Origin of the sequence: Candidatus Mycobacterium wuenschmannii (assembly GCF_030252325.1) — a bacterium.
GTDB classification, from domain to species: Bacteria; Actinomycetota; Actinomycetes; order Mycobacteriales; family Mycobacteriaceae; genus Mycobacterium; species Mycobacterium wuenschmannii.
The window spans coordinates 2,035,620-2,058,588 of sequence record NZ_CP126981.1 but is presented as its reverse complement, the minus strand read 5'-3'; the positions used below and the strand labels follow the sequence as shown (position 1 = coordinate 2,058,588).

Below are 22,969 nucleotides of genomic sequence, written 5' to 3'. Positions count from 1 at the left end.
GGTGCTCCAATGAGCCCATGGGGGTGGGATGTTGGTCCGAGGGATGGCCGGAGCGGCGATGCGCAGTGCCGAAGGACGCAGCCGCTCGACGGGACGGGATTCCGTTGCTCGAGGAAAAAGCGGAAATCAGCACTTCTGAACAGTGACAATCAACATACGCGTGTAGGTAGAACGCACATTTTGATGGTGGGGCGCGGTATTCTGGCGGCACTATGCCTACAAAGAAGCCCGCCGGAACTGACTTCGACTCCGGCCTGGAACTGGTTGATGCCGAGGTTGAGGTGCCCGGGTCGTGGCAAGAGCGCACGATTGAACGGCGTTTGAGCACGGCCAGAGCACGCGCTCTCGCGCGCAGCTCGCGGTTCCTGGCCACTGCCCTTGAACTGGTGGAGGAGTCCGGCAAGGCCGACTTCACCATCCAGACACTCATCGACAGGTCCAATCTGAGTCTGCGGGCGTTCTACCAACACTTCGCGGGCAAAGAAGAACTGATGTTGGCGCTTTATGAGAATGTCACGAGTCAGTTCACCGAGGACATCCGACAGGATGTGGCTGCGGCCGACGGCCCGATGGAGAAACTCGAGGCCTTCTGCCGTGGCGTGCTGTCGCGCGCCGAGTCCTCGGAAGCAGTCGGCGGCCGTGTCATGACGATCTACAACTTGAGTCTGGAGATCGAGCGGCCGGACGACTTCGCCAAGGTGTGGGAGCCGCATCTGAAACTGCTGACGAAGATCATCACCTCATGCGCCAAGGCGGGATTGGTGCGCACTGACCTGACTCCGGCGCAGCTCACCACACTGATGAACACGACGCTGACGGCGCTCGCGCAGATCGGCGTCTTCCATCTGGGCGGCAAGAGTTCGAAGCTGACCGAGGACCAGTTGTGGGCGTGGTGCAAGCAGGCTGTAACCCCGCCTGTCGACAGTCAGTCTAAGCCGGCGCGCAAGGCGGTGCCGCGCGCGACAACCCGCCGGTCGGCGAGCTAGCGGGGTAGGCCCAGACCGCGCTGCGCGATGATGTTGCGCTGAACTTCACTGGTGCCCGCATAGATCGTGGTTCCCAGCGAGAACCGCAGTGAGTGTTCGATCCTCCCGCGTTCTGGGGCGGTCGGGTCGAGATAGCTACGTAGTCCATCGGTGCCGACGAGTTCGATCATGTCCTGGCTCGCTCGCACGAGCGCCTCGGTGCTGAACACCTTGGACATCGGGCCTTCCGCAACCGGTATATCGCCCTCCTCGAGCATCCACACACACCGGCGCAGTAGCAGTTCCGACACCTCGTTTTCCATCGCGACCCTGGCGAGACGGCGGCGGACATCAGTGTTCGTAATAGGTTGTGTGCCTTCATCGTTGGTTGTGGTTGCCCAATGCTCGGAGTGATGGAGCAGTCGCGTCAGGTGCGGCCCCCACCCCGAGGCGTGCTCGTCCTGCAGGGACAATCCGAGCACCTGCCATCCTCCGTCGACTTCGCCGATCCTCCACTCGTCGCCGATACGGACGTCGCTGTAGAAGGTGATGTTTGTGCGCTCCCCGGACAGCGTCCACACCGCCTGCGCATCGAAGCCGTCGGTGTCGCGCGGCACCAGGAACATCGTCAAACCCTTGTGCTTCGGTTTGTCCGGGTTGGTCCGGGCGAGCAGGAACACGTAGTCGGCGATGTGGCCGTTGGTGGTGAACATCTTGGAGCCGTTGATCAGCCAGTCGTCGCCGTCGCGGACGGCCTTGGTAGCGGCCGCGGCGACGTCTGAGCCGCATTCTGGTTCGGTGAAGCCGAACGCGACGGTGATATCGCCGTTGAGCGCGCCGGTCAGGATACGGTCCTTCATCGCCGGTGTGCCGATCTCGCGGATGATCGAGGCAACCATTCGGGTGGTCTCCGAGAGGTATACCGGCGCGTCGAAGCGCATCAGCTCCTCTTTGACGATCTGGTTATCCCACAGATTGCGGTCTTGCCCCCCGAGTTCGACAGGCCACCCCGGTGCGAAGTATCCCTTCGTGACAAGACCTTTCGCGAACTCCTCATCGTGTGACACGCCGCTGCGATAGACGCGTTCCTCGAATTCAGGGGTCAGGACGTCGTTGAGGTGAGCTCGGAATCCGTCGCGGTATGCAGCGGTATCTGCGTCGAGCTGAAAGTGCATCTGTGCACGCCAATCTGTCGTTGCGCACGGCCAAGGTAGGTCACCGATAATGTTACTCTCAAATCTGAGAGCAATGATATCCGCACGTGATAGGACCGGATGCCGTGGACCTGAGCTTAACGGGCGAGCAGCGACAGCTGGTGGATTCGTTCGCCGCCTTGTTTGCGCGCGAATCAACTTCCGAGCGAATTCGCGCGGCAGAGCCGTCGGGCTTCGACCTCAAGTTGTGGAAAGCGCTGCAGGAGACGGGCGCACTGGAGATGTCGGTCAGTGAATCAGCCGGTGGCTGGGGCGCTTCGGAGCTTGAGCTTGGGCTGATCGCTGAACAATTCGGCCGCGCTGTCGCCTCAGCCCCGCTCATCGAAGCGCAGATCGCCGCACGCCTCCTCGCTCAATCGGGCGAGGCGGGTAAGGGCCTGTTGCACTCAGCACTCGACGGCGAGCAACTCGTCACGTTCGCGCCGCGCGAAGCCCAGGGGACGCGATTGGGCATGGTGCCCGGCGGGGCGGTAGCAGACCATGTCGTGACCTTGGTCGAAGGTCGGCTCCTGGCAGTGCCTATCGGGCAGAACCGCAATGCGGTGGCAAACCTGGCGTCAATGCCATTGGCGGACATCATAATCGGCGATGCGCCCGTGGTGCTCGCCGAAGGATCGGGCGCGCGTGAAATGTTCGCCGATGCGCTCGACCTGTGGCTGGCGCTGACCGCGATCGCGATGGCGGCCGCAGCGAAGCGGGCCGTGGAGATAGGCGTTGAGTACGCCAAACAACGCCATGCCTTCGGCACCGCGATCGGCACGTTCCAAGCCGTGTCGCATCCCCTGGCCGACAGCGCTGCCGCCGCCGACGGGGCACGGCTGCTCGGACTCAAGGCGGCGTGCGCCTTCGCTGACGAGCCCGATCGCATTCGCGAACTGGCAGCGATGGCCTTCGCGTTCGCCTACGAGACAGCGCGCGACGCCACACGACGAAGCCTGCAGATCCACGGCGGATACGGATTCGGTATGGAGGGCGACATCCAGCTCTACTACCGCCGGATACGAGGTTGGGCAATGGTTTTCGGCGAACCTGCCATCGCTCTGGACCGAGTGGCCGACGCGCGCTACGGAGCCGTGGTGGGCTGAGCCGGTTCGCGCGGCTCCATCACGGCGAAACTCAGCGTCGCCCGGGCCGCCAGCCGGTCCCTGCCCACATCAACGACATCGACCGCCACCACGATCAACCGTCGGCCCGCACGGACCAGGGTCGCGGTCGCCCTGGCAGGACCCTCGACAATCGGCGCCAAGAAGTGAATCGACATGTCCGCAGTACCCGCTCCGGCTGTGGCGTACTTGATCGCGAGCCGACCGCCAGCCACATCGATGAGGGTGGCGACTAATCCGCCCTGGAGTGCGCCGCGAACGTTCACCAGATCATCTCGGTTCTGCAGATCCACCACCACCGTGTCGTCGTCGTCGACCACGTCGTAGAACGGCAGCTGTTCGAACAGGTGACCCGGGATGGTCACCTCCATGGGGCGGGGAGTGGGTGTCACGCGTCGGCCCGAACCCGGTCTTTCACCGACGTGACAATTGGGGGAGCGGTCCGCCAATCCGGAACCCCTTGCTCCACGCCGGCCAACGCACGCTTGTCCTCCCGCACGCCGACCCAGTGTGAGTGATTCAGCTGGTGCAACGTGAAGCACGAGTGCAGCGCGTTGTAAAAGCCCATGTTGTCGACGGACTGGTTCACAGAGTCCTTGATCAGCAGGGCCGCCATCGTCGGCACCGTAGCGATGCGTCGAGCCATTTCCAATGCCCGTTCGGGCAACTCGTCGCGTTTGAAGATCTTGCTGACCATGCCGAGTCGGTAGGCCTCCTCGATCTCGATGGCATCGCCGGTCAGCATGAGTTCTTTGGTGCGGCGCGGCCCGAATTCCCAAGGGTGACCGAAGTACTCCATGCCGCACATGCCGAGGCGGGTGCCGACGACGTCGGCGAATCGCACTTCTTCGCTGCCCACGATCAGGTCGCACGCCCAGATCAGCATTAGACCCGCCGAGAACACGTCGCCGTGCACCTGGGCGATGGTGATCTTGCGGAGGTTGCGCCAGCGCAGGTTGTTCTGGAAGAAGTAGTGCCATTCCTGCAGCATGATCTTTTCGGCGCCCTCGCGGGTTCCACCGTTGATCTTGGCGGTGGGGTGTTGATCGGGTCCGGGCGCGAACTCGGCGCGTGCCTGCTTGGAGCCGATGTCGTGGCCGGAGGAGAACATCGGGCCTTCGCCGGCGAGGATGACAACGCGGACGTTGTCGTCGGCCTCGGCCCGAGCGAACGCGCCATCCAGTTCGACGAGCATGCCGCGGTTCTGCGCGTTGCGTTGATCGGGACGGTTCAGCGAGATCCGCACGATCTGGCCGTCGTCAAAGGACTCCCACTTCAGGAACTCATAATCGCTCATCGTTTCCTCCACGGTTCTCTCGTCACGGCAATGGTGTTATCAATATATGAGAAGGTATGTTCTCACAGGTCAGTGGCGATGACCGGAAGGGGTGCAGATGGCGGACGGTCAGCGCAGGCCGCGAGTAATTCTGTGGGGTCCTGGCCAGGTCGGCATCGGCGCACTGCGCGCCCTGATCGCTCATCCGGGACTGCAACTCGCCGGGGTAGTGGTGCACGCCGAAGCCAAAAACGGCAAGGACGCTGGCGACCTCTGCGGCATGCCGGCGACCGGGATCATCGCCACGCGCGACATCGATGCGGCCCTGTCGATCGACGCCGACGTGGTCGCCTACTTCGCATCGGGCGACTATCGCTATCACGAAGCGGCGCAGGACATCGCGCGCTGCCTGCGCGCAGGTAAGCACGTCGTCTGCACGTCACTGGTTCCGATGTGCTACCCGCCGGCTGCGGACAAGGAAACCGTCGAATTGCTCGAAGCCGCATGCCTAGAGGGCAACACCAGCTTCTTTAATAGTGGCGTCGACCCAGGCTGGGCGAACGATGTCATCGCCTTGACGATGACCGGCTTCAGCAGCCGTGTGGATGGCATCACTATGCTCGAAATACTCGACTACGGCCCCATCAACCAACCCGACATCATGTTCGACTTCATGGGGTTCGGCCACACTCCAGATCACCCGGCGCCACTGTTCGACCCCGAGCGTCTCGCCGCGCTGTGGGCGCCGACCGTCCATCTGGTGGCCGACGGTGTCGGACTGCCGCTTGACCGCGTAGACACGTCTATCGAGAAATGGTTAGCCACAACGCGATACGAGGTCGCCTCGGGCTGGATCGAACCGGGCACGATGGGTGGAATGCGCTTCAAACTTGCCGGCATCGTGGACGGCGAGGAGCGCGTCGTGCTGGAACACGTCACACGCATGGGCGAGGGTTCGGCGCCGGACTGGCCTCGGCATCCCTCACCGCACGGCGGCTACCGGGTCATCGTCGACGGCCTGCCCACCTACACCGTCGACATCGAGATGCATGGCCGGGGCAACAACATGCGCGGCTTGACCTACGCCACCGTCATGCGCGAGCTCAACGCCATCCCCGCCGTGATGGCCGCACCGTCGGGGCTACTGTCGACGCTCGATCTGCCACTGGTCACTGGCCCCGTACGCGGCGGAACCTGGCACGGTGTGCTGCCCACGGCGGCGACACTGTGAGCGGGCCGATCGTGCCGACCGACCTGTGGGAAACCATGCGCACATCGTCGGCTGTGCGTCGCTACCGCGACGACCCCGTCTCCAACGAGGCCATCGAAACCTGTTTGCACGCGGCGAGCTGGGCGCCGTCCGGCGGCAATCAGCAGCCGTGGAAATTCGTCGTCCTGAGATCAAACAACGTGCGTGATGTGATCACTGCCGCAGCCCACCAGACGTGGGACGTGATGGCCGAGTTCTACAAGTTTTCAATGCCCGACGACACAGCTGACGACCCCAAGTCACGCGTTCTACGAGCGATGGCGGAACACATGCGCGTCGGTGGGGCGGCACCGGTGCTGGTGCTGTTCTGCGTGCAGCCACAGCGAGGAACCACAGAATTGCAGCAGGGCGGTTCGATTTTTCCCGCCGTGCAGAACTTTCTCCTTGCGGCGCGCGCACAAGGCCTCGGTGCGGCAATCACCTTGTGGCATGGATCGTGTGAAGACGAATTGCGTTCTCTGGTCCGCATTCCCGACGACTGGAAGATCGCGACGCTCCTGACAGTCGGCTGGCCTAAGGGTGGGCACCATGCGGTACGGCGCAAGCCGCTCAACGAGGTCGCGGCGACCGACCGTTGGGATCAAGCGTGGAAGGCAACTACGGCATGACACCGCTCGATCCGCAAATCTCGCTGTACCTCAAGACGTTTACCGATGGCCCCGAACATGATTGGCGCGCAACGCTGGCGACCGCGCAAGCCATGGATATCGCGGGCATCGATCGCGTCGTGGTATCCGATCACATCGTCTTTGGTGAGAACCTCGAGGCCTACGCTGACCCAGCTGTGGGCGGCGCGTCCGGCGGACGCCAACCCACCGGGCCCGACGGAAGCTGGCTGGAACCACTCGTTGTGTTGACGGCGATCGCCGCCACCACCAAACAGATCCGACTCGGAACATCGATACTGCTAGCTGCCCTGCGGCGACCAGCTGTGCTGGCCAAGGAGCTCGCCACCCTGGACGTGATATCCGGCGGCCGAGTCGATCTCGGCGTCGGAGTGGGCTGGCAGCGCGAGGAATACGACGCCGCTGGACTGCCGTTTAGCCGTCGTGGTCGACTGTTAGATCACACCCTCGAAGTCTGCCAAACACTGTGGACCGAACTGCGTGCGTCCTACGACTCGCCCGAACTGTCTTTCGACGGGATACACCAGATGCCCAAGCCGGTCCAGCCCGGCGGCGTGCCCTGCTGGATCAGCGGCACCGTCAACGACGCTGTCGCAAAGCGAATCGCGCGATTCGGTAGTGGCTGGATTCCCTGGGGCTCCGCATTTGCCGACCTTCCCGCCGCCATCACGGCGATGAAAGACAAAGTGCTCGCCCACGGCGGTGACCCCACCCATCTGCAAGTCCAGGGCGCCGCGCGAGCCGTCAAAGGCGACGACGGATCAATCGACTACGCCGCGTCCGCTGCACCTGTACCCGCCTTGGTTGCCGCCGGCGTTACCGATGTCAGGTTCACGATCGCAGTGCCCGAGAAAAGTTTGCAAGCGGTCGAGGTGCTGTCCCCGCTCGTCGAGGCTTTCCGCGACGTTACCCGCTAAAACCATCTACCGCCAAAGAGTCTTTCATGCAGCTTCGTGATCACGCGGCTTCCTCGAAACCCGCTGTGGTCCTTTACCAATCCGGCGCCACCGTTAGCTTCGCGGATCTTGAAGCTCGCGCGAACAGGCTCGCCCAATTCCTGCGCCGCTCGGGCCTGGCCCCCGGCGACACGGTCGCGTTGTTGATGGAGAACAACGAGCACATCCACGCCGTGATGTGGGCGGCCAAGCGAAGCGGGTTGTACTTCACGCTGGTCAACACCCATCTGAGCCAGTCCGAGATCGCCTACATCGTGGACGATTCGGGCGCGAAGGCCATCATCTCCTCTCGCGGGATGAGAGACGCGTGCGAACAACTGGCAGAACAACTTTCGAACGGGCTGCCCCCACTCTCCTTGATCGCGGACGATGACTTGGCGGGCTGGCAGTCATACCCTTCCTGCGTCTCGGGCGAAGCTTCGACACCGATTGACGATGAATGCGACGGGCAGCTCCTGCAGTACTCGGCCGGCAGCACCGGGAGGCCGAAGGGAATCCGTCGGCCCTTGCTACCGCGGCGCTCGGGGATTTCGAGTCTGTCGACACCGGTCTTCGAAGCACTCGGCGTCACCGAAGACTCGGTGTACTTGAGCCCAGCCCCGACCTATCACACCGCGCCGGCGATGTGGACGATGGCGGCTCAAGCTGCTGGTGCGACAACGATTTTGATGGAAAAGTTCGATGCCGAAGATGCTCTCGAATGCATACAGCGCCACGGGGTGACACATGCCCAGTTCGTGCCCACCATGTTCGTGCGGATGCTCCGGCTACCCGAGGAGACGCGGAGACACTACGACCTGTCAACGTTGCAACGCGTCGTGCACGCCTCCGCGCCGTGTCCGCCTGAGATCAAACGCCAGATGATCGACTGGTGGGGGCCGATCGTCGACGAGTACTACGGGTCATCGGAGGGCGCGGGAATCTCGTTCATCCGCGCCGACGAGTGGCTTGCGCACCCGGGATCGGTCGGCAAGCCGCTGCTCGGTACACCCCATATCCTCGACGATGACGGGGTCGAGCTGGGGCCAGGCCAAGTCGGCGAGATCTATTACGGCGGTGGTTATCCCTTTGAGTACCTCAACGACAAGGCGAAGACGGCCGCTGGGCGCAGTCCGCAAGGCTGGGTCACCGTCGGTGACGTCGGCTACCTCGACGAGGAGGGCTACCTATACCTCACCGATCGACGCAATCACATGATCATCTCCGGGGGAGTGAACATCTACCCCCAGGAAACCGAGAATCTTCTCGTCAGCCACCCACTGGTGATTGACGCCGCAGTATTCGGCGTACCGGACCCGGTGATGGGCCAGTCGGTCACCGCCGTCGTGCAGCTGCTCGACCCCGACCTCGCGTCTGTCGCGTTGGCCGGCGAGTTGATCGAGTGGCTACGAAATCGCCTGGCGCACTACAAATGCCCGCGGGCTCTGCACTTCGAGCCAGAGTTGCCCCGGACCGACGCCGGCAAGCTATACAAGCAGGAGCTGATCGCCAGATACTCAACTGCGAACGACGGTGTGACAGAACCACCGCCGATCGCGTAATCGAGCAAAAGCGAGTAATCGGAGGAAGTTCCGGTTCTGCTCGCCGAGTGATTGACATAGTCACCAGTTATCGGCGGGGCGAGTAGAACTACCCCGTTCGGGCGATAGCGGGTCGGTCCCTAGATGCAGTTAGCTGGCCTAAACCTGGCCGTGGCCCTCGCGGTAACCGCGCACAAGCACGTCTCCCGACTCGCTAGACTTGAACCCACTGCTGACTGCCTAGGCTGCGCAACAGTTTTCCTACCAACGCACCCACAGCGTCGTTGGGTGATCGGGCCAGCTCAACAAGGCTGGCCGCGGTCGATGCCTCGTATACGTCGCTTCCGTATGGGGTGCCGTAATCGGCCATGATTTGGTGCGAACGGGCTGCCGAATCTGCACCGCGGATCCCTGTTACTACTAGGCCGAAGCGCCAAGACCCGGTGAAACGGTAACGATCGGCGACCAGTGCACAAAGCCGAGCCAGCAGCTTTGTGTGCCCAATGATCATTGTCTCGAAGATATTTCGTTCATCTCGCCTGCCTGCCAAGATCGTCCGGTTGGACGCGACGTAAATCGCGCCTGACTCGAATAGGACCAATTCGGCTGCGGAACCGATACCGGCGAATCTCCCGGCGTGCATGCCAGTCGTCAGAGCGACGCCGCCTGGTCGTCGATCAAATCCAGAAGCCCCGGCGAGGGTCGGCGAATACTGATGTAAGTCAGCGCTCGCGGCCTGTTGCGCTAACTGAAACACGCTCGATTGCCACACGCCGTCGTCTGACAGTGGAAGCAGCAGATCTTCAGGGGCTCCGAGAGGCTCTGCGAGCACCAACATCATCTCAGGTGACTCATTCGGGCACTCTTCGCGGATCGCAGCGAGATGTTCGTGTGCCTTCTCGATAGCGCTTTTGCGGCCAACGAGTTGGCGCTCATGGAGGCGGAGCACTTCGGCGTGCGGCAGTACTCGGTTCGTTTTGTCGCCGCGACCGTAGTACTTGCCATCGGCCATGAGGGGGGCGCGCGGAGACGCTGGCACGCTGACGAGAACGTAGCCAAGCGCTGGGTTACGTTGCGATTCAATGACAGTGGTCGTGATGAGCGCGGGCTCGTCGACCGCTGTGGCGGCGATTTGCTCGATCCGTTCTGCTAGGCCGTCGAGGGGTACCGGCGTCAGCGACGGAGGTGAAGTCGTCTCGTCAACGCCGATGACGATAGTCCCGCCGTCGAGCGAGAAAGCGGCGATGTCTTTTGCTATGCCACGGGTGCCCGACGGTCCTTGCGGCAGCTCCTGTTTGATGTCCAGCGTGTGCGTCTCGGTCAGCACGCCATTCGTCGCGGCAGCCGACAGGGCGGGTTCGGTCGTCGGCGGCCAAGGTGGCGGCTGGTCGCTTGGGTTCATTTTTGGAGTCGCTCCTGCGTGCCGTCGCCCATGGTTTTCAACATAGAGCGCAACACCGACAGGCACATCCGTCCACACATTGATTTTTAATAGAAGCAGGTGCGGCGCCGAAAGTAACGAACGATGTTGCGAGGCGGGGTTGTATATTCCCGGCGCAAATCATGCCGACATAGGCGGACATTATCGGCCCGACCTCGTCTGATATGCCGTGCTATGGGAGGCGGGCCGCAAGCAGATCACGGAGCGCTCCAACGAGTTTTATCCAGGGCGGCTGTCCTGCCCAGTCGAGGTCGAGTGCGGCGGTGGTCACTTGCAGCTCTGGAAGCAACTTGATCAAACTCGTTGGTACGAGCCCGCTGGGGAGGGTTAATGTCGTTGGCCGCGTAGCAAGCCATCCCATGAGGGGTGGGATCACGGTCTCCGCGGTGCCACTGTGGCTTTTCAAGTCGTAGGCCGCGACATCACTCAGAAACTCGGCATACGGATGAGCCTCCGGTACGAGGGCAACCCAATCGTGTTTGACACCCGCTCCGCCCGTGCTCTCCGTGAGTTGGTAGGCCATTCCGAACTCGAAAGGCATGTTGAAGCGCGCCAGATTGTCCTGCTTGGGGTCTCCGTAAGCCCTGGTCAGGTCGTGTATGGAGTAGCGACTATCTTACAGCGCTTCGAAGATTTTCTTCATGCGAGGCATCGCGGAGGTGTTCGACTCTAAGGCGCTCCGCGGCTCGAACCCACAGGCTAGGACGGTCATGACAACGGAGTGGTGGATAGGGCGATAAGGGTCATCGAATGGGCAGTTGATAAATACGCCTTCAAGAGCCGTCACGAAGTCAGCCGCTCGAGCTCCCGAGTAACCGCAGCCAACTCGGGGCTATCTGGCGGGGTGACGCGACGGTAAGCATCTTCGGCCATTCTGAAGAGTCGAATAGCTTCAGGCACATCGCCATTCGCGGCGTTGATCAACGCGAGGCTGTAGGCGATTCCGGCGGTCTGCGGGTGGTGCGGTCCGAGACCCTGCTCGGCCGACGCGAGGGCACTTCTATAAAGAACTTCTGCACGCCCGACATCTCCTGATCGGGCGGCAGCCAGGGCTGCGTTATGCATCGACGCGATCGTCCGCGGATCGCTATCTCCTCTTACGGTCCGATTGATTTCGGCGGCCCGTTCGAACGCCGTTCGGGCCTCATCGAAAGCCGCAACTTCGTAAGCAGCTAAAGCCCTGGAGTACTCGGCGTCGGCCGATTCTGCCGTCGGAAGGAAATCGTTGCCGCCGGTATCCGCACGAATGAGCCGGTAAAACCTTTCCGCGAGCTCACGATCTCCAAGCGCTTCACTCAGAAGTATTCGGTTCAGCAGGTGTTCGAGATTCCCATCCTGGACGACGGCGGCGGCGCTGCTCCCGAACTCAAGCTCTTGCCTCAGGCTCTCGAGCACGGTTTGTCGGTCTTCGGTGGGTATCTCGTCGACCGGGGCGCGCCCAAGGTGGACAAGCCGGTTTCGCCATTGGCGCATGGCTTCGGCCTCACCGCCCAATTGCTTGTCACCATCTGCGCGAGGTTGAAGCAATAAATCCAGAAACCCATCGACAGCGGTAGGGCTTGAAGGCCACTTCTCCAGTCCGGCATCCTCGTGCGAGTAGTAGGTCACAAACTTTCGGTTGCGAAGCGCTGGAGGGATGGCTCCCACCGCCGGCGCCACCACGGCAACTCGCGCATCCGCGTCTTGCCACGCCCTTTCGAGGATCTGACCAATCTCGGCCCTCTGGACGTGGCTGTTCGCGCCCGCGATCGGTACCAAGACAACAAAAAGATTTGCTGCTTCGAAGGACTCGTTGATCGACCCTTGCAGGTTATCGCCCAGTCGTGGGCGGCCGTACTCGCCGACGCCCCAGCCACGAGCTAGCATCCTCTTCCGCAAAGAGTCGGCCTGAGCTGCCATCTCCTGCGGATACGACAGAAATGCACTGATGCCCGCTTCTGAGCTACCAACGGTCATTTAACGACCGTATCGCCAAACTGCGCTCGGATAGCGTCGGAAGCAACTTGAAGGCTGCCATCGTGCGGTGATCGTAGGGGTCGGCGCTAGGAGCCATTCCGGAGATCGGGCTGCGCGCTGGTGGGGCAGCTCCAAGCCGCTGACAAACAACGCAGCAGTGTCGGAGGAGCGCCATAGACTCGTGCCACGGACGCGGTCGGCCGGGCCCGTCGAAAATGAGTGATGGTGAGACGCCAGCGTGCACATCCGCGAGATCTGTATCCGCTTCTACAAATCTTTCAACTTCGACTACGAACTCAAGGCAACGCCCGGGGCGACGCCTGAACCATGGCAGTTAACGCAAGACGGATGGATGCCGCATGTCCGTATCGCGATCGAAGCGGACATCACCGCGATAGTGGGGGCTAATGAGTCTGGTAAAACACACCTACTTGACGCGATCAAAATAGTTTTGACCGGTGAAGGCTTACACCAACGTGACTTCTGCAGGTCATCCGCACTTTTCTCGGTCGAGCGCGGATCTCGGTTATTTCCGGAAGTCGGTGGCTCTTTCAACCTGAACGACAATGAGCGTGCCACTTTGAATGGGAGTCAGATCCCGCTTCGGAAGAATGGAGACCTTCTACTGTTACGTCCGGCGCCGGGTGCTGCGACGGTCGTAGACAAGGATGGCGACCGCGTCGACTTGACCGATGCCCAGGCCAGCGTCGTCCAAGGGCTTCTACCCAGTCCCTACGAGCTCAACACCGATACGCCACTCCCTGATTCGATATCGATCTCGGCACTGACTAATCGTAGTCAGCGCCTAACCAGCCGTAAGGCACGGATCGATTTTTTAACGTTCCTGACCAGTCTCACGTCCGAAGAAGAGGTAACCAAAAATGCGGCAAGCGTATTCGCCTTCGCTTCCGCTCAAGACGCCGAGGCATCCAAACAGCAGCAGCTCGGAGTCGATCTGCTGACTAAAATTGCACGAATCGAAGAGTCAAGTTTTGCGGAACTTCAGAACGCCATAGCAGAGGAACGAGAAGGCCTCGTCAACGGGCTTATCCAAGAAATGAATAATTCCATTGCCCGACACCTCAACGTGTCGCGTTGGTGGAGCCAGGATCCCGAGTTCCAACTCCGTGTCTCCCCATGTGAATACGAGCTCGTTTTCACGATCCGCGACCGCACCGGCACGGACTACTCGTTCACCGAACGAAGTCGCGGGCTGCGCTACTTTCTCAGCTACTACGTGCAACTGCTATCCCACCCTCGACCATCTGTCGGGACCGAAGTTCTTCTGATGGACGAGCCTGACGCCTACTTATCTGCCTCGGGCCAGCAAGACTTGCTGAAGATTCTCGAGCATCACGCTCGTCCAGAAGACTCGGACCGCGAGGATCAGGTCATCTACGTCACGCACTCGCCATTTCTGATCAACCGGAACGCCGGCCACCGCGTGCGAGTCGTCGATAAGGGCTCACGTGACGAGGGCACCCGCTACGTGAAAGATGCCACGAGAAACCATTACGAGCCACTTCGTACATCACTGGGCTCTTTTGTCGCAGAGACCGCCTTCATTGGCGGCGACAACTTGTTCGTCGAGGGCATAGCAGACCAAGTCCTTCTCGCTGGAATGAATACGAGGTTGCTGCGCGCTGGCGCGCCTCCCAGTCAGTGCCTCGACCTGAACCAGGTAACTATCGTTCCAGGTGGCGCCAACATCCCCTACATGCTCTATCTCGCACGCGGTCGTGACCAGGTTAAGCCAGCCTGCGCGGTGCTCCTCGACGGTGACGACGCTGGTCAAACCGCGCGTAAGCAAATCAAGCGAGGCGGAGCGCGCGGCAAACCGACCGTTGCGGACGACCTTGTTGTTGTGGTGTCCGAATGGGCGGATCAAGCGCAGCTGACCACGTCCCCGGGCGTCGTGGTCCAGGAGCCAGAAGACCTGATCCCGATCAACGTCGCTGTGCCGGCCGCGCGGCGCTACGCAAAATCCTTTCTCGGGTTGGACGACGATACGGTGAAAGCCCTTACGGAGGAAAATCTCACGGACGAATTGTCAGCCCAGGGTGGCAGTTTGTGGGACGCCTTGACGGGCGCCTTCGAAGCCGTCTTCGACACTCAGATCACCAAGGCGGGTTTCGCGAAGGAACTGCTTGCGTATTTGTCGGAGTTTGAAGGATCGAACAGGCCCGCCGGTGGACCCGCGCTCGACGCGAACTTCGCTGCTCTCATTCAATGCCTTGCCGAGACGCTGAGCCTCGCCCGTGAACGTGAATTGGAGGCGCGTCGCGATCAGCGCCTTGATCGCATAATCGACACTTTTACGGCTGACCACCCGAACGGGTGCACCCGCGACCGCGCAGCGGCCGCTCTCAAGCGAATTGACGCAGCGGTGGACGATACGATCGCCGGAGACTTCATTCAGGCTGCGACGGCTCGGATCAGACGCGACTTCAAACTTCTGGCGGAGCCGCTTAAGACAGTCGACGAGTACAGCAAATTCTTAGAGGCATTCAAGAACTTGCGCCATCTCGAACGTATTGGTCATCGCGATGCAGCGACTGTTCGTAACCGCGACTGAACGGCTGAAGCCGGCCGGCTTGGGCTGGTGAATTCAACATACGTCAAGATCGACCGGGTGTTGCCTTCTCCAGCCGTAGTGCCCGCTTCGGTGCCCTCGCTCACCGGTCAATGCATGCCCGGGGAGTGCGTCTGATCACGGCCGGACGGCGCCGGAGGATATGACACCAAAGTGAGACAAAATTCGTGTGACACGGGTTGAGACAGACTGCGTCACCGCAGCTCACGGCGCTGCCATATGACACCGAGAATGGGAACCTACAGTCGTGGTGACGGGGGCCTTCGTTGTGAGACAGCTACTTCGGTGGCATCCGGATGCCACCGTCGACTCGGACGACCTCGGCGTTCATGTAGGAGTTGGTGAGCAGTTCGACGACCATGGACGCCAGCTCGTCGGGCTTGCCCAGGCGGTGCGGGAACAACACCGATTCGCCGAGCTTGGCCTTGAACGCCTCCGAGGCCTCACCTTCGCCGTAGATCGGAGTATCGATCAGGCCGGGGGCCACGGTGTTTACCCGTACGCCGACGGCCGACAGGTCGCGGGCGACCGGCAGGGTCAGTCCGACGACTCCGCCCTTGGACGACGAGTAGGCCGCCTGGCCGATCTGGCCGTCGAAGGCCGCGACGCTGGTCATGTTGACGATCGCGCCGCGCTCGCCGGTCTCGGTGAACTCGTTCTTGCTCATCTGGGTGGCGGCGATGCGAATGCAGTCGAAGGTGCCGACGAGGTTGATCTCGAGGACCTTCTTGTACGCGCCGAGGTCGTGCGCCGAAGCGAACTCACCGTCTTTGCCGATGGTGCGTTGGGCCCAGCCGATGCCCGCGGAGTTCACCAGCGCCCGCAGCGGCCCGAGGTCGGCCGCGGTGTTGACCGCGTCGATGATCTGGTCGGTCTTGGTGACGTCGACGGTGACGAAGACGCCGCCGATTTCGTGGGCGAGTGCCTCGCCCTTGTCAGCCTGCAGGTCGGCGACGACGACCCGGGCACCCTTGGCGGCCAACTGACGGGCAGTCGCCGCACCGATTCCTGACGCGCCGCCCGTGACGACCGCGCTAGCTCCATTGATATCCACGTCGACATCCTAGGCATCGGCAATCGATGGACCGGCATGCCCACGGGCTTGCGATTGCCGACCCCTCGGCGGCAGCCGCGAGCACCTATGGCGTCAGACGAACCGGCAGTTGAATCGCGGCGCCGCTGAGCACTAGGGCGGTGGCGGTAGCAGCGTGCACCAGCAGCTCCGAACCCTTCGTGAAACCGGTCGATCCGCCCGCCGGCCGGACGTCGCTGAGTAACCTGATGCTCACCCGGTCAGTCGTCATGCGGGTACTGCCATTGCGGCGCTGCTACTCGTCGGTACGGGCATATCGGGAACGGTATGGGACGCCATTCGACGCGGTCAAGAGGTGTGGACAAATTGTCCGGAGTTCCAGAATTGCATCCGTTGGATTGCCGTGGATCGCGAGACCCTTACATTGACGGAATGGTAATCCGGTGCCCGTTCTGGAATGGAGGTATTTCATCTGAACGGTCGATTGCTAGTCGCGAGTTTTGCGGCTACCGTGCCTGCATGCCGTTGACCGACTGCGACGGCCGGACCGCGCGCCAGAGCGTCAGCAGGCTACTCAGCAGGGGAGTCCGCGACAGCGAGATGGCTGCCACGCTCGGCTTGTCGCTGAGCACCTACAGCCGCCGAAAAGACAAGCCCGACTTCCCAACTTACGCCGAACTCCGCCAGATCGCCGACCGTCTGGGCGTCGACGAGACAGTGCTGCTGGTCGACTTCGGGCACGTCGATGTCGCCAGCCTGAACGACGAACTCCGGCAGCGGTATGACACCTACCGAAACGCCATTGAGGTCATCAAGTCGATGCGTAGAACGCCCGCTCCCGGCGCTAACGGATTAAGTCCGTCTAAGACTTAGTTCGAAGGCCAGCCGCACCGGATTAATGGTGTGGCTGACCCCGAAGTAATGGTGAATAAAAGTTTTCATGCCTGAATCCTGTGTTTCACGGCGGTCAACTGAGGATTTTGACGGACACCGATAGAGCGTCTCGTCGCTAACTGCCGGATTCCGGCCGCGGGCGGGCAAAGGTGACGAATGGGCGAGTCCGCAGGGTGTCCTCGTTGAGGTCGTGCAGGCGCGCGACGAGCAGGTCGTCCATCACCAGGTGACCCTGCTCCGCGCCGTCTGGCGACACCACCCGCAGCGGTCGTCCGCCGGCCTCGGCCAGGACATTCGCCGCGTGCCGCAGGGTGTCACGAGTGCCGATGGTCCCGGCGACGGGCACGAGTGGCGCTTCGGTGTGCATCACCTCCTCGACGAAGAACGCCTCGAGCGGGTCGGTGGTGTAGTCGCAGGTCAGGTGCAGGCCGCGCCGCGCGATCTTCTCGGTCAGGACCGAGCGGTCGAGTATCAACACCGACGCCGCATATGCGGTGAACGACGCAATGATCAACGGAAGCAGAGCAGGCCACGCATGGGTGAGCTCGAGTGTGAACACGATGCCCGTCAGGGGTGCGCGCATGGCGGCGCCCACCACCGCGGCCAAACCGAGTAGCGCCCAGAACCCGGGGAACACCATCGGAAACCAGTGCCCGACAAGGCCTCCGAGCGCGCCGCCGATCATGAACAGCGGCGCCAGCACGCCACCTGAAGTCCCCGATCCCAGCGACAGTGACCAGATCGCGGTCTTGACAAGAAGTATGCCGACAATCAGCGACAGCGTGGCCTGGCCGGTGAGCAGCGCACCGATCACGTCATAGCCGACGCCGAGTGCGCGCGGCTGAATGAGCCCACCGATTCCGATGATCAGACCGCCGATCGCGGGCCACCACATCCAGTGAAAAGGCAAGCGCGAGAACAGGTCTTCGGATAGGTACACGAGCCGGGTGGCCAGGATGGCGATCGCCGCGCCGCAGATGCCGGCGACGAGTGCCAGCAGGTCGATGTTCCATGCGATGTGCGTGACATGCGGCGTGACCTGGAAAACCGGTTCGGTGCCGAGAATGAACTCGCGGACCACGATCGCCGTCGCGACCGCAGCGGTGACCGGCACCGTGCTGCGCGGGCGCCACTCGAACAGCAGCAATTCAATGGCGAGCAGGATCGAAGCCAGTGGGGAGTTGAACGTCGCCGCCATGCCCCCGGCCGCGCCGGACACCAGCAGGATCTTGCGTTCATCCGCGGTCAGATGCAGATGCTGGGCGAGGATCGATCCGAGCGCCCCGCCGGTCATGATGATCGGGCCTTCGGCGCCGAAAGGACCGCCGGTGCCGATGCTGACCGCTGCTGAAATCGGTTTCAGCACAGCGACTTTCGGATCAACCCGACTGCCTTGGGTGAGGATGGCCTCGATGGCCTCTGGCATGCCGTGGCCGCGGATCTTCTCCGATCCCAGTCGCGCCATCACCCCGACGACCAGTCCGCCGGCCACGGGCGCGCCGAGTACCAGCCACCACGGATGATGTTGGGCGCCAGGGGCTATCAGATCGACGGCCCAGCGTTGGTAGAAGACCACGTTGGTCACCAGTCCGATGAGGCGAAGCAGACACCAGGCCGCGCCGGCCGCCAACGCGCCGATGGGGGCGGCCAGCGCCGCCATCAGCAGCATTCGCCGATCGACCACGAAATCCGCCAACCGAGTACTCATGAGCCAACACCCAAGTGGTCGAGCATTGCGGCAGTATCGCGCACCATGCTGGTGTTCTTCTGGGGATCCCCACCCGGAGGGATCAGCCGGGCAGCAGCATGTCGTCGGGGGAGGTGTGCCAGGCGATCTCGGACAGATCGGTCAGCGCGACGACCGCCAGCGACTCGTCATCGCGGATCAGGACAGAGTCGCTGACGAGCGCGGGCATGGTCCACCCGTCCGCGTGCCGCAGTCGGATCACCGTGTTGGCGTACTCGCGCAGCGTCGCGACCATGCCGGAGTGGGCCGGGGTGTAACAGTCCACCAGCGACTGGGCGCTCATCACGAGCAGTTCCTCGCGGGAGTGGCCGACCATCGAGGCGAATGCATTGTTGGCGAACTCGATCGCGCCGCTGTCGTCGACCGCGAGGATCGGAACGGGCAGGCGGCTGAGTGCGAGCAGGGCCGGAAAGTCGCGCAGGAACTCCGTTGCGGACTCGCCACGTGGCCGCCCCTGGCGTTGGTCGGCGGCGAGCGACGCCGATTGAGAGCTCACAGTCGAGTGTCCTTTCGATCGCCCCGCTCCCCGAAGTGAGAGAGTACTTACTTACCCCTCAGGTTGCAATCGAGTAGCGTCAGATTCGTGCATTCGGCTGACACCCCTAGTCGTGAGCGGCTGCTGGACACGGCGCTCGAACTCTTCGCCAGGCGCGGATACGCGGCCACCTCGACCGCGGAAATCCAAAAGGCCACCGGGATGTCGCCCGGATCCGGGGCGCTGTACCGCCATTTCCGCAGCAAGAATGACGTTCTGCGGGCCGCACTGCGCCGGGGCTTGGACCGGATGCGCAATTCGCAGGCGTGGCGGCAGGCCATTACGCCGGCCGACCGCATCGATGCGCTGACGCAGGTCGCCGCGGCGGCGCACCAGACGATCACCGAGAACGCGGACCTAGTCAGGTTGATGCTGCATGAACCCGACGCCGCCCCGGACATGGTCGACGAATTGTGGATGCGCAATATGGCCTTCGCCTACACGACGATGGGGCACGCCATGCGGGCCACCGCGGCCGAGGCCGGCACCGAGATCGAGGACCCGGAGGCGGTCAGCGCGGTGCTGTTGGCCGCGCTGAGCTATGTGCCGGTCATGCAGGTGCTACTCGGGCGGCCACCCGGAGACATGGATCCCGAGCGCTTCCGCGCTGCGTGGCTTCGGCTCAGCCGCGCGGTCTTCACCCACGGGGTGCCGTCCAACTAGGCGAGCGAAGCCAGCCGCGTCGGCTGGTCGTGGCCGCGCAGGGTGACGGTCTCACCCAACGACCACCGCGCCTTCTCGTCGTCATTCGCGGCGTCGATGGTGTCTGAGGACGCCAGCAGCCGGTGCGGGTCTTTCTTGGCCAGCTCGCACAGCCGGGCCGCCTCGTTGACCGGCTCGCCGATCACGGTGTATTCGAATCTTTCCTTGGCGCCGACGTTCCCGGCGACGGCGTTGCCGGCGGTGACGCCGATGCCGGCCTTGATTTCGGGCACCTCGTCCTCGAGCCGGCTGGCGATGGCGCGACCGGCGCCCAGCGCTTGGTCCTCCGGGCTGTCGAGATGGTTGGGGGCGCCGAACACCGCGAGCACCGCGTCGCCCTCGAACTTGTTGACCAGCCCGTGATGGCGGTCGACCTCTTCGACGATGACCGCGAAGAACCGGTTGAGCAACTGGACGACTTCCGCGGCCGGCCGGCTGGTCACCAGTTGCGTCGAGCCGATGACATCGATGAAAACGACTGCGACATGGCGTTCTTCGCCGCCGAGCTGCGGCATGTCCCGCTCGGCGGCCGCGGCGACCTCGCGCCCGACATGGCGGCCGAACAGGTCGCGCACCCGCTCGCGCTCGCGTAGCCCGTCGACCATCGCGTTGAATCCGCGTTGCAGCTCACCGAGCTCGGTGCCGTCGAACACGACCAGGTCGCCGCGCAGGTCGCCGTCCTCGACGCGCTTGAGCGCCGCTCGCACGACCCGGACCGGCGTCGCCGTCAGCCAGGCCAGGATCCACATCAGCACGAAGCCGAAAGTCAGTGTGGCAGTGGAGATCACCAGAATGGCGACGGCCAATTGCGTCTTGCTCAGGTTGTCCAGCAGGACGCCGCCGAGCAGCGCGGTCACCATGATGCCGAGCACCGGGACGCCCGAGCCGAGCAGCCACACCGTCAGGGTCCGGCCCATGATCCCGGGGGCCAAGCGCCGCGTCGACCCGCCGGCCTCGAGCGCCTGCGCGGCCACCGGGCGCAGCGCGAACTCGGTGAACAGATAGCACGCCGTCGACACCAGGATGCCGCAGACGCTGACGCAGAAGCCGACGACCGGGATGAACGTGCTGTTCGCCAGCCCGTAAAGCGTTGTCAGCAGCGCGGTGCCGAGCACCCACAGCGCGAGCACGCCGAGCGCCAGCCAGAACGGCGCGGTGAAGGTCGCGCGCTCGTCTTCCGGGGTGGGCTCGTGCTCCTCGATCGCCCAGCGCAGCGCCCCGATGGTGCGCCGGGTGATCAGGTAGGTGCCAAGTCCGAGCGCCACCACGCAGTAGCCCGGCACCACACCGAAGGCGATCCACAACGGCGCGTCGCTGAAGATGCTCGGCTTGGGGAACGCGACGGTCAGCAGCAGCGTCGACACGCCGATGCCGATCACGTTGGCTCCGAGAATGAACGTGGTCAGGATGAGCTGGATCCGCACCCGCCGGCGGGCCTGACTCTCGGACACCTTGCCCAGCAACCACGAACCGTAGGCGGGAGTCTCCGGCAGTCGGCCACTCTGCTGCGTCACCCGCTCCAGCACTCGTCCCAGCCGCTGTGCGGTCGATCGCTTAGCCATCATGGTGGCGTCAGCCTAATTGCTTATTCGTCGCATGCTTAAGGTGTGGGGCGTGCGCCTCGTCATCGCCCGTTGCACCGTGGACTACGTCGGACGCCTCACCGCCCATCTTCCGTCGGCACGCAGGCTGCTGCTGTTCAAGGCCGATGGCTCGGTCAGCGTGCACGCCGACGACCGCGCCTACAAGCCGTTGAACTGGATGAGCCCGCCGTGTTGGCTGACCGAGGAGGCCGGCGCCGAGGCGCCCGTCTGGGTGGTGGAGAACAAGGCCGGCGAGCAGTTGCGCATCACCGTCGAGGACATCGAGCACGACTCCAGTCATGAGCTCGGGGTCGATCCCGGGCTGGTCAAGGACGGGGTCGAAGCGCACCTGCAGGTCTTGCTCGCCGAGCATGTCGAGTTGCTCGGTACGGGCTACACGCTGGTGCGAAGGGAGTACATGACACCGATCGGCCCGGTCGACCTGCTGTGCCGCGACGACCAGGGCCGCTCGGTGGCCGTCGAGATCAAGCGGCGCGGCGAGATCGACGGGGTCGAGCAGCTGACCCGATACCTGGAGCTGCTCAACCGGGACAGCCTGCTGGCGCCGGTGAGCGGGGTATTTGCGGCGCAGCAAATCAAGCCGCAGGCCAAGACTTTAGCCACAGATCGCGGAATTCGTTGTCTGACACTGGATTACGACAAGATGCGGGGCATGGACTCCGATGAGTTCCGGCTGTTCTGAGCTGCGTCACTAGACTGCGGGCATGGCCCGACGCCGCGATTCAGCGCGCCGACAGCAGCCGTTCCCGCCGCTGCCGGCGCCGAAGCGGGTGGAGATCGGGCCGGACGGCCATAACTACGAGGTGCGACCGGTGGCGGCCGCGCGTGCGCTCAAGACGTATCGCTGCCCGGGCTGTGATCACGAAATACGTGCTCGCACAGCCCATGTGGTGGTGTGGCAGGCCGACTTCGGCGAGGTGGCGGTCGACGACCGGCGGCATTGGCACACGCCGTGTTGGGCAAATCGCGCGACGCGATCGCCGACGAGGAAGTGGTCGTGAAAGGTCAGTGCGCGTCGTCGGCGGGTTCGACCAACTCGATCAGCACGCCGCCTGCGTCCTTGGGGTGGATGAAGTTGATCCGGGAGTTCGCCGTGCCGCGACGGACGGCGTCGTAGACCAACCGCACGCCTTGCTCACGCAGCCGCTGGCTGAGGGCGTCGAGATCGCTGACCCGAACCGCCAGCTGCTGGATGCCCGGCCCACGCTTGTCGATGAACTTCGCGATGGTGGACGTCTCGTCGAGCGGAGCCATCAGCTGGATCTGCGCCGAAGTGCCCGGCACCGACAGCATCGCCTCGCGGATGCCCTGATCGTCGTTGACCTCTTCGTGGACCAGGATCATGCCGAGGTGCTCGTGGTACCACTCGATGGAAGCGTCGAGGTCCGGGACGGCGATTCCGACGTGATCGAGCCCGGTCACCAGGGATGAAGCCAGGATCTGACGGGTGTCAACTTGATCGGTGGTCATCACGTAACGGTAACCTGACCGATGAGAATCCGCCCCTCCCGATCTTGTTGATCGGCCCCTGGAC

At 63.1% G+C, this 22,969-nt stretch carries 21 protein-coding genes; 11 read left to right on the top strand and 10 right to left on the bottom strand.

Going from position 1 to position 22,969, the window contains the following annotated elements:
- The first annotated feature begins 212 nt into the window (after positions 1–212).
- Positions 213–986, top strand: a complete 774-nt coding sequence (locus PT015_RS09775) for a TetR/AcrR family transcriptional regulator (RefSeq protein ID WP_285190419.1) — start codon at positions 213–215, stop codon at positions 984–986.
- Here the strand turns inward: PT015_RS09775 and PT015_RS09770 are convergent.
- Positions 983–2,140, bottom strand: a complete 1,158-nt coding sequence (locus PT015_RS09770) for an acyl-CoA dehydrogenase family protein (protein WP_285190418.1) — start codon at positions 2,138–2,140, stop codon at positions 983–985. The two genes, PT015_RS09775 and PT015_RS09770, sit on opposite strands and share 4 nt — an antisense overlap.
- 104 nt (positions 2,141–2,244) lie before the next feature.
- On the opposite strand from PT015_RS09770, the gene PT015_RS09765 reads away from it, so the two are divergent.
- Positions 2,245–3,264, top strand: coding sequence for an acyl-CoA dehydrogenase family protein (locus tag PT015_RS09765; RefSeq protein ID WP_285190417.1), 1,020 nt, complete (start codon positions 2,245–2,247; stop codon positions 3,262–3,264).
- Here PT015_RS09765 and PT015_RS09760 read toward each other — a convergent pair.
- Positions 3,243–3,653, bottom strand: coding sequence for a PaaI family thioesterase (locus PT015_RS09760; RefSeq protein ID WP_285191029.1), 411 nt, complete (start codon positions 3,651–3,653; stop codon positions 3,243–3,245). The two genes, PT015_RS09765 and PT015_RS09760, sit on opposite strands and share 22 nt — an antisense overlap.
- A gap of 17 nt (positions 3,654–3,670) precedes the next feature.
- The gene (locus PT015_RS09755; protein ID WP_285190416.1) at positions 3,671–4,579 is read right to left on the bottom strand and encodes an enoyl-CoA hydratase; all 909 of its coding nucleotides are present in this window, start codon (positions 4,577–4,579) and stop codon (positions 3,671–3,673) included.
- 97 nt (positions 4,580–4,676) lie between these two features.
- Here PT015_RS09755 and PT015_RS09750 point away from each other — a divergent pair, with 97 nt between their 5' ends.
- Genes PT015_RS09750 through fadD4 form a run of 4 tightly spaced genes read left to right on the top strand, consistent with a single transcriptional unit; the run spans position 4,677 to position 8,951 of the window.
- Positions 4,677–5,789 carry an NAD(P)H-dependent amine dehydrogenase family protein gene (locus PT015_RS09750; protein WP_285190415.1) on the top strand — a complete coding sequence of 371 codons (1,113 nt, stop codon included), beginning with the start codon at positions 4,677–4,679 and terminating at the stop codon, positions 5,787–5,789.
- 35 nt (positions 5,790–5,824) lie between these two features.
- Positions 5,825–6,436, top strand: coding sequence for a nitroreductase family protein (locus tag PT015_RS09745; protein WP_285191028.1), 612 nt, complete (start codon positions 5,825–5,827; stop codon positions 6,434–6,436).
- Positions 6,433–7,371, top strand: a complete 939-nt coding sequence (locus PT015_RS09740; protein ID WP_285190414.1) for a TIGR03619 family F420-dependent LLM class oxidoreductase — start codon at positions 6,433–6,435, stop codon at positions 7,369–7,371. Before PT015_RS09745 ends, PT015_RS09740 begins: the two co-directional genes overlap by 4 nt.
- 26 nt (positions 7,372–7,397) lie before the next feature.
- Complete coding sequence (gene fadD4 / locus PT015_RS09735; RefSeq protein ID WP_285190413.1) at positions 7,398–8,951, top strand: fatty-acid--CoA ligase FadD4; 1,554 nt, start codon at positions 7,398–7,400, stop codon at positions 8,949–8,951.
- A gap of 193 nt (positions 8,952–9,144) precedes the next feature.
- On the opposite strand, the gene PT015_RS09730 is transcribed toward fadD4, so the two are convergent.
- Together PT015_RS09730 and PT015_RS09725 are read right to left on the bottom strand one after the other, a co-directional pair.
- Entirely contained in the window at positions 9,145–10,332 is a 1,188-nt protein-coding gene (locus PT015_RS09730; RefSeq protein ID WP_285190412.1) for an AlbA family DNA-binding domain-containing protein, read from the bottom strand.
- A gap of 822 nt (positions 10,333–11,154) precedes the next feature.
- Complete coding sequence (locus PT015_RS09725; protein ID WP_285190411.1) at positions 11,155–12,327, bottom strand: tetratricopeptide repeat protein; 1,173 nt, start codon at positions 12,325–12,327, stop codon at positions 11,155–11,157.
- Positions 12,328–12,565: 238 nt separating this feature from the next.
- Here PT015_RS09725 and PT015_RS09720 point away from each other — a divergent pair, with 238 nt between their 5' ends.
- Complete coding sequence (locus tag PT015_RS09720; protein ID WP_285190410.1) at positions 12,566–14,902, top strand: ATP-dependent nuclease; 2,337 nt, start codon at positions 12,566–12,568, stop codon at positions 14,900–14,902.
- A gap of 295 nt (positions 14,903–15,197) precedes the next feature.
- Here the strand turns inward: PT015_RS09720 and PT015_RS09715 are convergent, their stop codons facing one another.
- The gene (locus tag PT015_RS09715; RefSeq protein ID WP_285190409.1) at positions 15,198–15,974 is read right to left on the bottom strand and encodes an SDR family NAD(P)-dependent oxidoreductase; all 777 of its coding nucleotides are present in this window, start codon (positions 15,972–15,974) and stop codon (positions 15,198–15,200) included.
- A gap of 498 nt (positions 15,975–16,472) precedes the next feature.
- Between PT015_RS09715 and PT015_RS09710 the strand changes: the two genes are divergently transcribed.
- On the top strand, positions 16,473–16,826 hold the full coding sequence (locus PT015_RS09710; RefSeq protein ID WP_285190408.1) for a hypothetical protein: 354 nt from the start codon (positions 16,473–16,475) through the stop codon (positions 16,824–16,826).
- 136 nt (positions 16,827–16,962) lie between these two features.
- On the opposite strand, the gene PT015_RS09705 is transcribed toward PT015_RS09710, so the two are convergent.
- Both PT015_RS09705 and PT015_RS09700 read right to left on the bottom strand, forming a co-directional pair.
- The gene (locus PT015_RS09705) at positions 16,963–18,555 is read right to left on the bottom strand and encodes a chloride channel protein (RefSeq protein WP_285190407.1); all 1,593 of its coding nucleotides are present in this window, start codon (positions 18,553–18,555) and stop codon (positions 16,963–16,965) included.
- A gap of 82 nt (positions 18,556–18,637) precedes the next feature.
- Positions 18,638–19,090 (bottom strand): PAS domain-containing protein, encoded by a 453-nt coding sequence (locus PT015_RS09700; RefSeq protein ID WP_285190406.1) that lies wholly within the window; start codon positions 19,088–19,090, stop codon positions 18,638–18,640.
- Positions 19,091–19,177: 87 nt separating this feature from the next.
- Between PT015_RS09700 and PT015_RS09695 the strand changes: the two genes are divergently transcribed.
- Positions 19,178–19,792: a TetR/AcrR family transcriptional regulator gene (locus PT015_RS09695; protein WP_285190405.1), complete on the top strand. Its 615-nt coding sequence runs from the start codon at positions 19,178–19,180 to the stop codon at positions 19,790–19,792.
- Here PT015_RS09695 and PT015_RS09690 read toward each other — a convergent pair.
- The gene (locus PT015_RS09690; protein WP_285190404.1) at positions 19,789–21,396 is read right to left on the bottom strand and encodes an adenylate/guanylate cyclase domain-containing protein; all 1,608 of its coding nucleotides are present in this window, start codon (positions 21,394–21,396) and stop codon (positions 19,789–19,791) included. The genes PT015_RS09695 and PT015_RS09690 overlap by 4 nt on opposite strands.
- A gap of 49 nt (positions 21,397–21,445) precedes the next feature.
- Here PT015_RS09690 and nucS point away from each other — a divergent pair, with 49 nt between their 5' ends.
- Both nucS and PT015_RS09680 read left to right on the top strand, forming a co-directional pair.
- On the top strand, positions 21,446–22,117 hold the full coding sequence (nucS, locus tag PT015_RS09685; protein ID WP_285190403.1) for an endonuclease NucS: 672 nt from the start codon (positions 21,446–21,448) through the stop codon (positions 22,115–22,117).
- A gap of 22 nt (positions 22,118–22,139) precedes the next feature.
- On the top strand, positions 22,140–22,436 hold the full coding sequence (locus tag PT015_RS09680; protein ID WP_285190402.1) for a hypothetical protein: 297 nt from the start codon (positions 22,140–22,142) through the stop codon (positions 22,434–22,436).
- Positions 22,437–22,440: 4 nt separating this feature from the next.
- On the opposite strand, the gene mce is transcribed toward PT015_RS09680, so the two are convergent.
- The gene (mce, locus tag PT015_RS09675) at positions 22,441–22,908 is read right to left on the bottom strand and encodes a methylmalonyl-CoA epimerase (RefSeq protein ID WP_285190401.1); all 468 of its coding nucleotides are present in this window, start codon (positions 22,906–22,908) and stop codon (positions 22,441–22,443) included.
- Positions 22,909–22,969 lie beyond the last annotated feature (61 nt).